Below are 13,736 nucleotides of genomic sequence, written 5' to 3' on the forward strand. Positions count from 1 at the left end.
CGGGGGAGACGGCAGGCGGCGAATGGCACGGGACTACGACAGTCAGCTCCTGGAGTCGGTGGCGGTACGCCGCCGCAGGATGCGGGACTCGCTGCTCTTCGGCGCGGAGCGGGTGCGCCGGGCGGCGGACGAACGGCTCGGGAAGGTGTTCGCGGGGATCGCCATCGCGGCCGTCCTCTGCGCGGGCTGCGTCGGCTGGTCGTTCCTCCAGGCCACGCTCGCGAAGCAGAAGGCGGAGCAGCAGAAGCAGCAGCAACGCCAGGTGCAGCCGTACGGCGGGCCGACCGGATCGCCGGGTCCGGCGCCGACGGCGAGCCCCTCGCCGTCGTCCGGCCCGACCGGGCCATAGCACCCCGGACGTGGCAGCGACGTGGAAGCACTGGTCCGAGAGGTCGAAGAGGGCGCGATGATAGGTTCCCACAAGTGGTGAGCACAGCAACGACTTCCCCGGCACGGCAGAGCAGGGTGACCCTGATCGGGGAGCGACGCCAGGCCGACGTGGTCCTGCCCGCCGACACCCCGATCGGGGTGCTGCTCCCGGACATCCTGCAGCTGCTCGACGACCGGACCGCGTCCCGGCCCATGGCGCGTCAGCTGATGACGCCGGACGGCTCCGCGCTGCCGCACGACAGCACCCTGGAATCGGCGGGGGTGGCCGACGGCGCCGTCCTGCGCCTCGTGCGGACCCACTCCGCGCCGCCCGCCCCGGTCGTGCACGACGTCATCGACCTGGTGGCCGACGACCTCAACCTCCAGGCCTGGCGCTGGCGCCCGGCCGCCCGACGGGGCAGCGCCGGCGTGGCGACCGTCGCCTTCGCGGTGACCGCCGCCCTCCTCGCCCGGCGCGAGTTCGCGCTCGACGCGCTGGCCGGCGTCCTGCTCGGCCTCGCCGCCGCGCTGGCGGTCGTCGGGGCACTCGTCGCCCGGATCGGGAAGGGCAACCGGGGCCTGGCCACCGCGCTCCTGCTCGCCTCGGGCGGACTCGGCGTCCTCGGCGCGTGGAGCGCCGCCGACGCCTTCGACTGGTCCGCGAGCGTACGGCTGGCCGCCGTCGCGGGCGCGCTGACCGTGACGGTCGCACTCCTCGGCGTCCTCTCCCCGCTCGGCCGCGGCGGTCTGATCGGCGCCGTCTCCGTCGCCGCGATCACCGCCGTGTGGGAGGCCGTCGCCGCCACCGGGGCCGACCCGGCCCGGATCGGCGCCGTGATGGCGGTGTTCTCCGTGGTGCTGCTCGGACTGCTGCCACGCCTCGCGCTGATGGGATCGGGGCTCACCGCGCTCGACGACCGCCGCTCCGGCGGAGCGTCCGTCAGCCGCCACGAGGTGGGCACCGCCCTGGCCGCCACCCACCGCGGGCTGGCGCTCGCGACCATCGCGACCGCGGTCTCGGCCGCCGGCGCGGGCTGGCTGCTCACCCTGACCGCCGAGCCGGACGTCTGGACCGTGGCGCTGCCGTCACTGGTCGCCGTGGTGCTGCTCTCCCGGGCCCGGGCCTTCCCCCTGGTCGCCGAGGTCGTGGCGCTGTTCACCGCCTCGGGGGTCCTCGTGGTGCGCCTGGCGCTGCTGTGGATGCGGCACGGCGGGGGTGCCGGGGCGCTGGCCGTCCTGTGCGCCGCCGCGCTGCTGCCGCTGCTCGTCCTGGCGGTCCAGCCGCCCGAGCACACCCAGGTCCGGCTGCGGCGGCTGGCCGACCTCGTCGAGTCCGTCGGGATGGTGGGGCTGTTCCCGCTGGCCGTAGGGGTGTTCGGGGTGTACGGGCAACTGCTCGACAAGTTCTGAACCGACGTCGAAGTCGGTTTCCGAGTCAACGCACAGGAGCTCCGGGCGGGGCGGTACGTGGAGTGGAAGGGGCGGTTGCAGGCATGCCGAACGGAGAGAACTGGCAGGGCGACGTCCTGCGCGATCTGAGGGCCCCGGCGCCCGGCCCGACGCCGGACCAGGCGCAGGCCCGGGCCCAGGCGCAGACCCAGCTGCAGGCCCTGGACCAGGCCCAGGCCACCGCCGCGCAGACCTTCGCCCAGGCCCTCACCGCTCCCGAACAGGGGTCGGCACCGGGATACGAGCAGGGATACGGACAGGCGTACGGGCAGGGGTACGAGCAGGCCCCCGCCGGACAGCCGCAGGGCGCCGCCCCCGGCCGGCAGGCCGTCGCGCCCCGGTCCCCCGACTCCCGGCCCACCGTCGACCGGAACCTCGCCGCCGTCGCCCGCAAGCCCCGCAGCGGCGAGGCCCTCGCGACCCGCGTCGCCCGCGCCGTCTGGAAGAACGTCTCCAAGTCCGCCGCCCGCGAGGTCGCCGAGGCCACCCGCACCGCCGAGATCCTCCAGCAGCCGGTCACGACCGGCCGCCAGATCGCCGTCACCTCCATCCGCGGCGGCGCCGGCAAGTCCACCGTCGCGGCGCTGCTCGGCACCACCTACGCGCACTACCGCAAGGACCCGGTCCTCTTCGTCGAGGCCGATCCGGCACTCGGCTCGCTGCCCGTCAAGCTCGGCGCCGAGACCGTGCGGTGGACCACCAGCGACGTCGCCGACATCGTCAAGCCGCAGATGTCGCTGCTCGACGTCACCGGCTACCTCGTCCAGCTCCGCAACAACTCCTGGCTGCTGCCGGGAAGCCAGGGCCAGATCGGCACGATGCTGGACGCCCGCGGCTACCAGCGCGTCATGGTCGCCCTGCGCCGCTACTTCGGCATCACCGTCGTCGACTGCCAGACCCTGCCCGCCGAGGTCGCCCGCGTCGCGCTCTCCGCCTCCCAGGCCCGCGTGCTGACCACCCCCGCCACCCTCGACGGCGTCGCCAGCACCCACGAGGTCCTCCAGTGGATGCGCGGCCTGCCGCCGCACGTGATCGCCGGCACGGTCGTCGTCGTCACCGAGCAGACCCCGCACTCCGGCGTCGACCTCGACGCCGCGGTGCGCACCCTCCGCTCCACCGGCACGAGCGTCCACCTCCTGCGGTACGACCGCCACCTCGCGGCCGGCGGCACCATCCGCACCGACCTGCTCACCCGGGCCACCCGGACGACCGCCACCCGGCTCGCCGCGGACGTCTTCGAGCTCTCCCAGAAGCGCCACTGACGATGAGCACCCGACTGATCCACCGCCCGGCCAGGACCGTCAGGCCCCCGGCCGTCCCCGAGGCCCGCACCATCGAGGCACCGCCCAACCTCCCCGAGGGGAAGGCCGGCAACATCGCGATGTCGCTGCTGCCGGTGGCCGGCGTGATGTCCTCGGTCGTGATGATGACGGTCGTCCGCAACAGCCAGTTCGCCGCCCTCGGCGCGCTGGTCCTGGTCGTCACCGTCATCGGCTCCCTCGGCCTGGTCTTCTCCCAGCGCGGCAAGGCCCAGCGCACCCGCCGCACCCAGCGCGAGGCCTACCTCTCCTACCTGGAGGACCTCCGCGAGGAACTCGCCGGCGAGGAGCGCGAACGGGGCGAGCACGCCGGCGTCCTCAACCCGCCGCCGCCCGCCCTGTACGACATCGTCCGCGACCCGGCCCGGCTGTGGGAGCGCCGCCGCGTCGACGGCGACTTCCTGCGGGTCCGCGTCGGCACCGGCGAGATGCCCGTCCGGGACCTGCGGATCGGTCAGCAGAGCTCGTCCGTCCTCACCCCGCCGGACCGCTTCATGCTCAACGAGGCCTCGGCGCTCACCACCCGCTTCCGCACCGGCACCGAACTCCCGCTCACCGTCCCGCTCGACCGCGTCGGCGACATCAGCGTCGTCGGCCCCCGCGAGGACTGCCTGCGCGTCGCCCGCGCCCTGCTCGTCCAGACCGCCGCCCTGCACGCACCCGACGACGTGACCGTCGCGCTCGCCGTGCCCGGCGACCGGCTCACCGACTGGGAGTGGGCCAAGTGGATGCCGCACCTGCTCGACACCGAGCAGCTCGACGGTCCCGTCGCCGCCCGCCGGATCGCCCCCTCCGTGGCCCAGCTCGCCCAGCAGCTCGGCCCCGAACTGCGCCGCCGAGCCTCCTACGCGGCCGAGGTGCGCCGGGGCCTGTCCGGCCAGGACGCCCTCTCCATGACCTCCCGACTGCTGGTGATCGCCGACGGGCACGGCGACGACGCCGTCGACCTGCCGCTCCCCGACGAGGCCGTCGGGCTGCGGGAGATGGGCGTCACCGTGCTGCACCTGCTCGAACAGCGGATCCAGGAACCCGGACAGATCGGTCTGCGGATCACCGTCGACAACGACCGGGTGGTCATCGAGGACCTGCGCGAGGAGCAGCCGATCAGCGCCCACGGCACCGTGGACGAGGTCGGCGTCCCCTTCGCCGAGGGCCTGGCCCGGATGCTCGCCCCGCTGCGGCTGTCCGCCGAGTCGCTCGTCGACGCCCCGCTGTCCGGCCCGGTCGACTTCGCCGACCTGCTCGGCATCGACGACGTCGCCCGCCTCGACCTCGGCCGGCTCTGGGCGCCCCGCGGCGAACGCGCCTTCCTCCGCGTCCCCATCGGCATCAGCGACTCCCGCGAGCCCGTGCTGCTCGACCTGAAGGAGTCCTCCGAACTGGGCATGGGGCCGCACGGCCTCTGCGTCGGCGCCACCGGCTCCGGCAAGTCCGAACTGCTGCGCACCCTGGTGCTCGCCCTCGTCGCCACGCACCCGCCGGAGGACCTCGCACTGGTCCTGGTCGACTACAAGGGCGGGGCGACCTTCGCCCCCTTCGCGGAACTGCCGCACGTCGCCGGCGTCATCACCAACCTGGAGAACCAGGCCGGCCTGGTCGAGCGCGTGCACGCCTCGCTCGCGGGCGAGGTCAAGCGCCGCCAGCAGGTCCTCAAGGACGCGGGCAACGTCGCCGACATCGGCGCTTACGCCGCCCTGCGCGCCGAACGACGGCCCGACCTGGACCCACTGCCGCACCTGTTCGTCGTCATCGACGAGTTCGGCGAACTCCTCACCGCCAAGCCCGACTTCATCGACCTCTTCCTGTCGATCGGCCGGATCGGCCGCTCCATCGGCGTGCACCTGCTGCTGTCCAGCCAGCGCATCGAGGGCGGCAACCTGAAGGGCCTGGACACCTACCTGTCCTACCGGCTGGGCCTGCGGACCTTCTCCGCCGACGAGTCCCGCACCGTCCTGGACACCACCGACGCCTTCCACCTCCCGCCGCTGCCCGGCTTCGGCTACCTCAAGGTCGACACCAGCCACTACGAGCGCTTCAAGGCCAGCTACGTCTCCGGCGGCTACCGGGGCCCCGTCCAGCGCAGCGAACAGGAACAGAGCGGACCGCTCGCCCTGGAGTACCCGGCGTTCAACAGCATGTCCCGGCCCGAGGGCCGGGAGCAGCGGGAGCCGGCCACCCGGCGCCGCGAGACCGGCCCGACCGAACTCGGCGTCATCGTCGGACAGCTGGAGCACGCCGCCGACCCCGCCCGCCAGATCTGGCTGCCGCCGCTGCCCGGCGCCGTCCCGCTCGACGCGATCGCGGGCCCGCTGGACGTCGGTCCGCGCGGGCTGCAGCTCGCCCGGCGGCGCGGACGGCTCCAGGTGCCGCTCGGTCTCCTCGACGACCCGGCGAAGCAGTGGCAGGGCGAGTGGTTCCTGGACCTCACGGTCGCGGGCGGCCACGCCGCCGTCATCGGCGGCCCGCAGTCCGGCAAGACCACGCTGCTGCGCACCCTCGTCCTCTCGCTCGCGCTGACCCACACCCCGCAGGAAGTCGGCGTCTACGGCCTCGACCTGGTCGGCGGCGGCCTCCAGGCCCTGTCGGGGCTGCCGCACGTCGGCGGCATCGCCGGCCGCGCCGACCGCGAACGGGCGGCCCGCACGGTCGAGGAGGTGCGGACCATGCTCACCACCCGCGAGAACGTCTTCCGCGACCACAACATCGACTCCGTCGAGCAGCTGCGCACCCTGCACGCGGCGGGCCGGCTGCCCCGGCTGGCGTCCGCCGAGATCGTCCTCGTCATCGACGGCTTCGGCGCGCTGCGCGACGACTTCGAGGACCTCGACGACGCCGTCGTCGACATCCTCAAGCGCGGTGGCGGCTACGGCATCCACGTGGTGGCCGGCATGCTCCGCTGGAACGACGTCCGCATCGCCACCCAGTCGAACTTCGGCACCCGCGTGGAGCTGCGGCTCAACGACCCCACCGAGACCAGCATCGAGCGCAAGCTCGCCGCGACCCTCGCCGCCGACGAGCCCGGCCGCGTCCTGACCGACGGCCGGCTCTTCGCCCAGGTCGCCCTGCCCCGGACCGACGGGCTCGCCGACACCGCGGAGCTGGGCACCGTCCTGGAGCAGACGGCCCGCACCGTGCGCGCCACCTGGAGCGGCGAGGTCGCCCAACCCGTCCGGGTCCTGCCGCACGTCCTGGAGCCGCACCTGCTCCCGGGGCCGGTCGCCGAGCCGAAGCGGGTCCCGCTCGGCCTGGACCAGGCGGCGCTGGAACCCGTCCTGCTGGACCTCTTCCGGCACGACCAGCACCTGTTGGTGATGGGCGACAGCGAGTGCGGCAAGACCAACCTGCTGAAGACCCTCGCCGCCGGCCTGATCGAGCGGCACGGTGCGGACGAACTGGTCTTCGCCGTCATGGACCCGCGGCGCAGCCTGCGCGGCGTGATCCCGGAGGAGTACAGCGGCGGCTACGCGTACAACGCCCGGATGTGCGCGGGCCTGGCGGCCGGCGTCTCCACCGAGCTGGAACGCCGGCTGCCCGACGAGAACGCGCCGCTGGACGCGCTGGAAGCCGGCAGCTGGGGCGGCGGCCCGCGGATCGTGGTGCTCGTCGACGACTACGACGTGCTCACCACCGCCGGCCAGAGCCCGCTCGAACCGTTCCTGCCCTACCTCCCCTCGGCCGCGGACATCGGTCTGCACTTCGTGCTGACCCGCCGGGTGGCGGGCGCCTCGCGCGGCATGTACGAGCCGCTGGTGCAGGCCCTGCGCGAGTCGGGGGCGACCGCGGTGGTGATGGCGGGCGACCGCGGCGAGGGCCAGCTGTTCCCCGGGGTCTACGCCTCCCAGCAGCCCGCGGGGCGGGGGGTCCTGGTCCGCCGGGGGCAGGAGAACCGCCTGATCCAGACCGTCTACACGGCCGACTGACCGCACCGCCCGTCCCTCCCGCGCGTTCCCCCGCGTCCCGGACACCCCGGACGCCCCGCACAGCCGAACGCGTGCCCGCCCGACCGCTCGCGCGCCCGCCACCCGTACGACCGCCACCCCCGCCACCCCGAAGGACCTCACGACCCCATGACCAAGGACGTCATCACCCTCACCCCGCGGATGCCCGACCCCTGGAGCGTGCTCGCCGGCCTGCTCGCCGGCGGGCCCGACAAGCTGGTGAACACGGCGGGCGAGGACGCGGTCATCCAGCTCTGCGACGAGCAGGGCCGGCCGCTGCTCTCCGTCGAGGCGCCGCTGCTGGTGCAGGTCCGGGGCGAGGCCGAGCGACTGCTCGGCGCGAACCCGCCGCGGGTCCCGTTCTGGTGGACGGAGGCCCGGGCCACCACCGGCGTCCCGGACGCGGAGCGGCTCGCGGGCGCCTTCGCGGCCCGGCTGGCCTCCCTGTCCGGGGGCAGCGCGTGGCCGCCGCAGGCCGCGCGGTCGACGGCCGTGGTGGAGACGGCGGGCCTGACCGCGGCGCCGGCGCCCGCCGCCGCCCAGCCCGCCGTCGACGTACTGACCGACAAGGTCGCCGTGGTCATCATGGACCGCCCGGTGGTCGCCATGACCGCCTGGCTCTCCGACGCCTTCCGGGCCGCCGCCGCCAGCAGCCGGGGCCTGCAGATCGTCACCCCCGCCGGGACGACGCTCTCCCCCGCCGTCCTCGCGAACCTGCCGGGCTGGCCGTCGCGCTGGGTCGTCCAGGACGATCGCGACGGCTACTACGACGGGCACACGGGCGCGGTGCTGCGCTGGCAGGAGGGCATGTTCGCCACCGTGGTACCGGCGGACGCCACCGCCGACGATCCGCGCACCCCGGTGGCGGCCGCGTACCAGGAGGTCCGGGCCTGCGCCGAACGGCAGTTGGCGATCACGTTCCGGACGGTCCACCCGGCGGACGACCGGCTGGTCCTCGGCGGCGCCCTGGAGACGGTCTGGCGCGAGCTCACCGGGGAGCCCCCGGCCGGCTGGGGCACGGCCGAACCCGCCAACCTGCCCTGGTCCCTCGGGCGGCTGACCGACCTCGCGCACTCGCGGGCGCCCGAGCCGACCTGGTTCGTGGTGGTCGGCAGCCCGGAGCGGCCGGGTCTGGCCACGCTGAAGGTCACCCGGACCAAGGCGGGGGTCGAGGAGGACGTGACCCTGGCGTTCGGCTACGGGGCCGACGAGGAGCCGCCGTTGGACGCGCTGCCGGGGGTCGCGGAGACGCTGGTCACCCGGCACCGGCTCCAGTCGATGCTCCTCCAGCTGCGCAGGGCCCGCCGCGACCTGGCGGTGCCGCCCCGCTTCGAGGGCCCGGGCGTGCCGCTGGCCTTCGTCCTCGGCGCGGAGGAGGTCCGGGCGCTGCCGGACGACCGCGCCCGGCGCACGCCGCTGTCGCAGCAGCCGGTGGCGCTCGGTCCGAAGACCCGGCCCGCCTACTACTACCCGCTGCCAGGGGACCCGTCCGACCTCTCCGGGTGGGCCGACTTCGAGCGGCTGGTGCGGCATTTGAAGGGCGCGTGAAGTCACCTTCACCTTGTCATATGTTCGTCACGGTCCCCCCCGACAGCTTGCGTTGTCGGGGTGAGTTGATAGAACGTTGGTAGCAAGTTGGATAGACATTCATTCGGTCGAGCGGACGGGGGAGCGGTATGAAGTTCGACATGGGGACGCAGGCGCTGACCAAGCTGATGTCCGGGTCCCGGACGTCGAGTGCGGACCTGGGCACGCTGATCAAGCAGCTGGTGCAGGCCGCCCAGCCGCTGGAGGGCAAGTTCAACGGCCAGGGCAAGGTCGCCTTCGACTCGTTCAAGTCGCGGTCGGACGAGATCACCCAGGCGCTGAACTCCTCGCTGTCGGCCATCCTGGGCGGCCAGTCGGGCATGGAGCAGGCCTTCGGCTCCGGCGACCAGGAGCAGGGCCAGAACGCGAAGCAGCAGATGGCGTCGGCGAACTTCGACGCGGCCCGGTTCTCGGGCAGCCGCTGACGAACAGCCCCGGAGCCTTCGTCAGAACCTTGGAACCACAACGGGGAGTGATGTGTGATGGCCGGTGGAACGGACCGCCGTTCGTACGACTCGGGCGCCTCGACCGAGGCGCAGCGCAACCTCCAGCTGGTCATCGGCCAGCTGGAGCAGGTGATCGCGGCGCGTGACGCGCAGGTGAAGGCCGCGATCGCGGACTTCACCGCCGACGGTGTGGCGGACGACTACCACGCCAAGGAACTGCGCTGGAAGAACGCCTCGCAGGAGGTGCGGAACATCGTCCAGCTGCTGAAGACGACGCTGGAGCAGAACGACGGCACGGCCCAGCAGACGCTGGCACGGGCGAAGGCCGCCGTCGCCAACATCGGCTGAACACGGCCGAACGGGTTTTGCCGGACGGTCTGACAACGGGGGTTGTTGATGGTTGCTTGGGACATCAAGCCACAGGGCGTACAGGGGCAGTTGAAGACTGTCGGCGGGCATGCGGGTGATCTGGAGACAGCTCTGAACACCCTGATGACGAACCTGTCCCAGGCGGCCCAGAACGCGGGCACCGCCGTGCCCGGTTCGCAGTCGGAGACCCGCCTGCAGGGGCCGGTGCCGGTCGGCGCGCCCCCGTTGTCGCAGAAGGCGATGGGCCCGGTCGCGGCCGCGCTGAGCCAGTACCTGGAGGGCCGGAAGGCCGAGCTGAAGTCGATGTCGGAGCGGATCGAGGCGTGCCTGCGCGGCGCGGTGAAGGCCACCAACGAGTACCTCGAAGGTGACCTGACGGCGGCGAAGCAGGCCCAGGACGCGGCGCGGGCCATCAACCTGGAAGCCCTGCGCGACCAGCCGGGGGGCAAGAAGTGACCGACAACAAGCCGGTCAACCCGTCCGAGGTCCCGGTGTTCACCGGGAACCTCGCGCTCCTCGACGCCAACGTCAAGGCCATCTCGACCAGTGGCCCCGCCATCTCCACCGCCACCGGCAACGTCCACACCAGCTTCGGCGGCCTGCGCGCCTTCTACCAGGCGCCCGAGGCCGAGCAACTCTTCGCGACCACCAAACCCGTCCAGGACCTCGGCCTCAAACTCAGCACCGACCTGTGCACCATCGCCGGCGCACTCGGCACCTACAGCCGCGACGCCGCCCCCATCGTCAAGAAGCTGCAGGACCTCAAGCACGAGGCCGAGACCTTCCGCAACAAGGCCAACAGCGACGACAAGTGGCGCGAGGACGGCGACCTCGTCGACGAGAACAACGACCGCCGCAACGAGATCGCCGAGGTCTGGACCCAGTTCCAGGCCGTCGAACGCGCCGCCCACGCCAAGATCGTCGCGCTCGTCGGCGGCTCCCCGCTCAAGGTCAACGACGGCTCCAACGGCAAGGACATGTACGGCTACGACGCCGAGGCGTTGAAGCAGTCCAAGACCCTCCCCTGGGGCGAGGCCGTCGAGGAGTCCATCCCCTGGTGGCAGGTCTGGGAACACGCCTGGGAGTTCGGCAAGGGCGTCATCGTCGACGGCGTCTGGGGCACCCTCGTCGGCCTCGGCACCCTCGTCGGCTTCCAGGGCTGGGACGCCGCCGGCCAGGCCTGGACCGGCCTCGCCAAACTCGCCACCGGCCTCGCCATCACCGCGATCCCCGGCGTCGGACCGCTCTTCCTCGCCGTCCCCGACGACAAGCTCCCCTCCTGGCTCCGCGACTCCCGCACCGCCATGAAGGAGACCGGCAAGGCCCTCCTCGCCTGGGACCAATGGGGCTCCAACCCCTCCCGTGCCGCCGGAGCCGTCACCTTCAACGTCCTCACCACCGTCTTCACCGGCGGCGCGGGCGGCGCCGCCGCCGGCGCAGGCAAGGCAGGCGCCGCCGCCAAGGCCATCTCCCTCGCGGGCAAGGCCGGCAGGGTCATCGACCCGATGACCTACCTCTTCAAGGGCGCCGGCGCCGGTTTCACCAAAATCGGCGACGTGATGACCAGCCTCAAGGGCCTCGGGAAGTTCGAAGTCCCCACCATCAACATCGACAAGGCCGTCGCCCTCCCCGAAGGCGCCCTCAAACTCCCCGACGGCACCATCCGCATCCCCAAGAACGTCGCCGTCCCCGACGGCGCGTTCAAGGTCGGCGACGACACCGTCAAATTCCCCAAGAACACCACCACCCTGCCCACCGGCACCGTCAAACTCCCCGTCGACGGCCCACCGCGGTTCATGGACCCCAAGGGCAACATCTACGACGCCGGCGGCAACATCACCCAACACGTCGACGAGGCCAAGCCCGACATCGTCGACAGGCCCGCCAAGGACCACGCGCCCCTCAAGACGGAGACCCCCGTCAAGGTCGACACCCGCGAACTGGTCGGCGCCGGCGCCCGCGGCGGGAACGACGGCATCCGCCTCACCTCCGACGTGTCCGGCCCCGTCAACGTCGCCGACCACGTCCCCACCGGACGCGTCAACCCCGACAACTTCCCCACGGGGCGGGTCAACCCGGCGGACAACTTCCCCACGGGACGCGTCAACGCGGGCGACAGCCTCCCCGGCGGCCACGCGGGCCACGGCCCCAGCAACGACCTCAACGCCCCGCGCGGCGGAAGCGGCGACAGTCCGGTCACCCCCGGCACCCACGGCACCCACGGCGGGGACGGCCCGACCACGGGCGGCTCCCACGGCAACGACGGTCCGGGCGGCGGCGGCACCCACGGCAACGACGGTCCGGGCGGCGGCGGCGGGTCCCACGGCAACAACACCCCGGGCACCGGCCCGGCCGGCACGGCCGACAACGCGGCCGGCGCCGGCGACAACGCCGCGACCCCGCGCCAGCCCGTGCCCCGTCCCGCGACCATGCTCGACGGCCCGAACCCGTACGGGGAGCGCGGCCGGCTCGACAAGGGCCAGATCGAGGAGATCCAGGTCTACCGGGCCAACGAGGAGCCCGGCTACTTCGAGGACCACTACAACATCCTCGGCCGCCGCCTGAGCGGGAAGCCGATCGACGAGAGCGGATTCCCCCCGCCGCAGCTCACCAAGCTGTCGGAGGACGGTCCGTGGATCCGCGCCAAGGACTCCCCCGAGGCGCCGGACCCGCACTACCTCGACATCGACGAGGTCCCGCTGGGCGCGGACAAGGTCACGGATCCCGTCCGCCTCAAGATCCTCGACGACCTCGCGCTGAAGCAGCAGAACGCCATCAAGTGGGACAACCTCGTCACGGACTGGATGAACCGCACCGGTCATCCGGACGCCCAGGGCGTCTACCGGGCGTCCCACACCGAGATGGGGACCGCCGCCGAGGCCTTCGGCGAAGGCGCCGCCAAGTACCACTTCGTCGCCGAGCACTACAAGGGGTTCGAGAGCGAGACCCTCCTCGGCCCGAAGAGCGGCAGCGACCAGTTCGACCAGGTGTGGGTGCACGAGGACGGCCGCGTCCTGGTCATCGAGGCCAAGAGCGGCCCCAAGACGGAGCTCGGCAAGCGCGACCTCCCCTCGCCCTCCGGCATGCCCGGCGTCAAGGGCCAGGCCGTTTCCCAGGGAAGCCGGGAATACTTCCTCGACATCCTGCGGGAAATGACCAAGCGCGGTGAAACGGACCTCGTCGAGAAAATCGAAAAGGCGCTCGACACCCCCGGCAAGCTCGACTATGTCGTCGTCAAGGGCGACTACAACACCGGTAGCTACAATGGCCTTCTGTACCAGAGGTTCGACATCAGCAAGGGGACTCTTCCGTGACCGTGACCGTCGAACGCCATCTGGTGCCCCGCCCCGATGCGGAGGCGTTCGCCGACCGGCAGAGCCAGGCGGTCTCCGGTCGGGTCGACCGGCTCGAACGGTCCGCCGAATCGATCGACTTCGCCTTCAGCACCGCCGTCCTCGCGTTCCAGTCCCACATCGCGGCCGACCCGGAAGGCAGCCGGCTGGAGACCTGGCAGGCCGCGGTCGTCGCGATGCAGCTGGGCGACGCCCTGTTCGCCGTGACCGGGACGGACGAGGGGACGGTCGAGTGCTTCATCGAGGACAAGCAGCGGACCGTCCAGGCGATCGGCCTGCGGAAGTTCGCCAACGCCGGGAACTGGTTCAGCGCGTTCTGGCTGGCCGTCATCTGCCGTGACCGGCAGCGGATGACCCGGCTCGCCGAGATCCCGCTGGAGCGGCTGCGCGCGGCCGAGGGCGCCTACGACGAGTTCGTCTTCCACTGGGTCGACGTCCAGCAGACCTACTGGCTCCGCCGGCCCGAACTGGTCGAGAAGCTCACGGCGGCGTTCGCGACCGCGACCCCCGAGGCCTCGCCGAACACCCCGGTCGACGCGCTGCAGGGGATCATGTATCCCCCGCTCAACCTCTTCTACCACTTCGTGCGCGGGCGCAAGGAGGAGTTCGGCCCCGCCCTCGCCGAGGCCCTCAACCTCCACAAGGCCTACTGGACCCTGGACGAGGACCGTGCCACCGACGTCGACGGCGCCCTCCCCCTCGGCCCGTTCGCCATGGCCTGCCTCGCCTACGACGGCAAGTTCCCCGTCGGCGTCGAGTCCGGGTACCTCCCCAAGTACATCCTCGAACGCTTCTGGTACGGCGAGTTCCCCACGTGATCCGGCGCCACCTCCCCCGCGCGGACGGCGCGGCCGGAGCCGTGGCGCACGGGCGGCGGACGTGAGGAGGCCCGGGCCGGACATCGTC

General features: G+C 72.7%; 10 protein-coding genes. All 10 read left to right on the forward strand.

Annotated elements, in window-relative coordinates; translation table 11 throughout:
* Positions 1 to 22: 22 nt before the first annotated feature.
* The 10 genes from ACFWOG_RS09865 to ACFWOG_RS09910 all read left to right on the forward strand — a co-directional run bounded on the left by ACFWOG_RS09865 (position 23) and on the right by ACFWOG_RS09910 (position 13,648).
* Positions 23 to 349 carry a hypothetical protein gene (locus ACFWOG_RS09865; protein ID WP_329878608.1) on the forward strand — a complete coding sequence of 109 codons (327 nt, stop codon included), beginning with the start codon at positions 23 to 25 and terminating at the stop codon, positions 347 to 349.
* 74 nt (positions 350 to 423) lie between these two features.
* A complete protein-coding gene (gene eccD, locus ACFWOG_RS09870) occupies positions 424 to 1,779 on the forward strand; it encodes a type VII secretion integral membrane protein EccD (RefSeq protein WP_329878610.1) in 1,356 nt (451 codons plus the stop codon).
* Positions 1,780 to 1,862: 83 nt separating this feature from the next.
* Positions 1,863 to 3,080, forward strand: coding sequence for a MinD/ParA family protein (locus tag ACFWOG_RS09875; protein WP_380356526.1), 1,218 nt, complete (start codon positions 1,863 to 1,865; stop codon positions 3,078 to 3,080).
* 2 nt (positions 3,081 to 3,082) lie between these two features.
* Positions 3,083 to 7,057 carry a type VII secretion protein EccCa gene (gene eccCa / locus ACFWOG_RS09880; RefSeq protein WP_380356529.1) on the forward strand — a complete coding sequence of 1,325 codons (3,975 nt, stop codon included), beginning with the start codon at positions 3,083 to 3,085 and terminating at the stop codon, positions 7,055 to 7,057.
* 147 nt (positions 7,058 to 7,204) lie between these two features.
* Positions 7,205 to 8,623 (forward strand): DUF6177 family protein, encoded by a 1,419-nt coding sequence (locus tag ACFWOG_RS09885; RefSeq protein ID WP_380356532.1) that lies wholly within the window; start codon positions 7,205 to 7,207, stop codon positions 8,621 to 8,623.
* A gap of 128 nt (positions 8,624 to 8,751) precedes the next feature.
* Complete coding sequence (locus ACFWOG_RS09890; protein WP_329878615.1) at positions 8,752 to 9,087, forward strand: hypothetical protein; 336 nt, start codon at positions 8,752 to 8,754, stop codon at positions 9,085 to 9,087.
* A gap of 57 nt (positions 9,088 to 9,144) precedes the next feature.
* Entirely contained in the window at positions 9,145 to 9,456 is a 312-nt protein-coding gene (locus tag ACFWOG_RS09895; protein WP_329878617.1) for a pore-forming ESAT-6 family protein, read from the forward strand.
* Positions 9,457 to 9,504: 48 nt separating this feature from the next.
* Complete coding sequence (locus tag ACFWOG_RS09900; RefSeq protein ID WP_329878619.1) at positions 9,505 to 9,933, forward strand: DUF6507 family protein; 429 nt, start codon at positions 9,505 to 9,507, stop codon at positions 9,931 to 9,933.
* Positions 9,930 to 12,791, forward strand: coding sequence for a hypothetical protein (locus ACFWOG_RS09905; RefSeq protein WP_380356537.1), 2,862 nt, complete (start codon positions 9,930 to 9,932; stop codon positions 12,789 to 12,791). Before ACFWOG_RS09900 ends, ACFWOG_RS09905 begins: the two co-directional genes overlap by 4 nt.
* Positions 12,788 to 13,648 carry an immunity 49 family protein gene (locus ACFWOG_RS09910; RefSeq protein WP_329878623.1) on the forward strand — a complete coding sequence of 287 codons (861 nt, stop codon included), beginning with the start codon at positions 12,788 to 12,790 and terminating at the stop codon, positions 13,646 to 13,648. The genes ACFWOG_RS09905 and ACFWOG_RS09910 overlap by 4 nt, the downstream gene beginning before the upstream one ends.
* The last annotated feature ends 88 nt before the right edge of the window (positions 13,649 to 13,736 follow it).

Origin of the sequence: Kitasatospora sp. NPDC058406, from assembly GCF_042722765.1 — a bacterium.
GTDB lineage: Bacteria > Actinomycetota > Actinomycetes > Streptomycetales > Streptomycetaceae > Kitasatospora.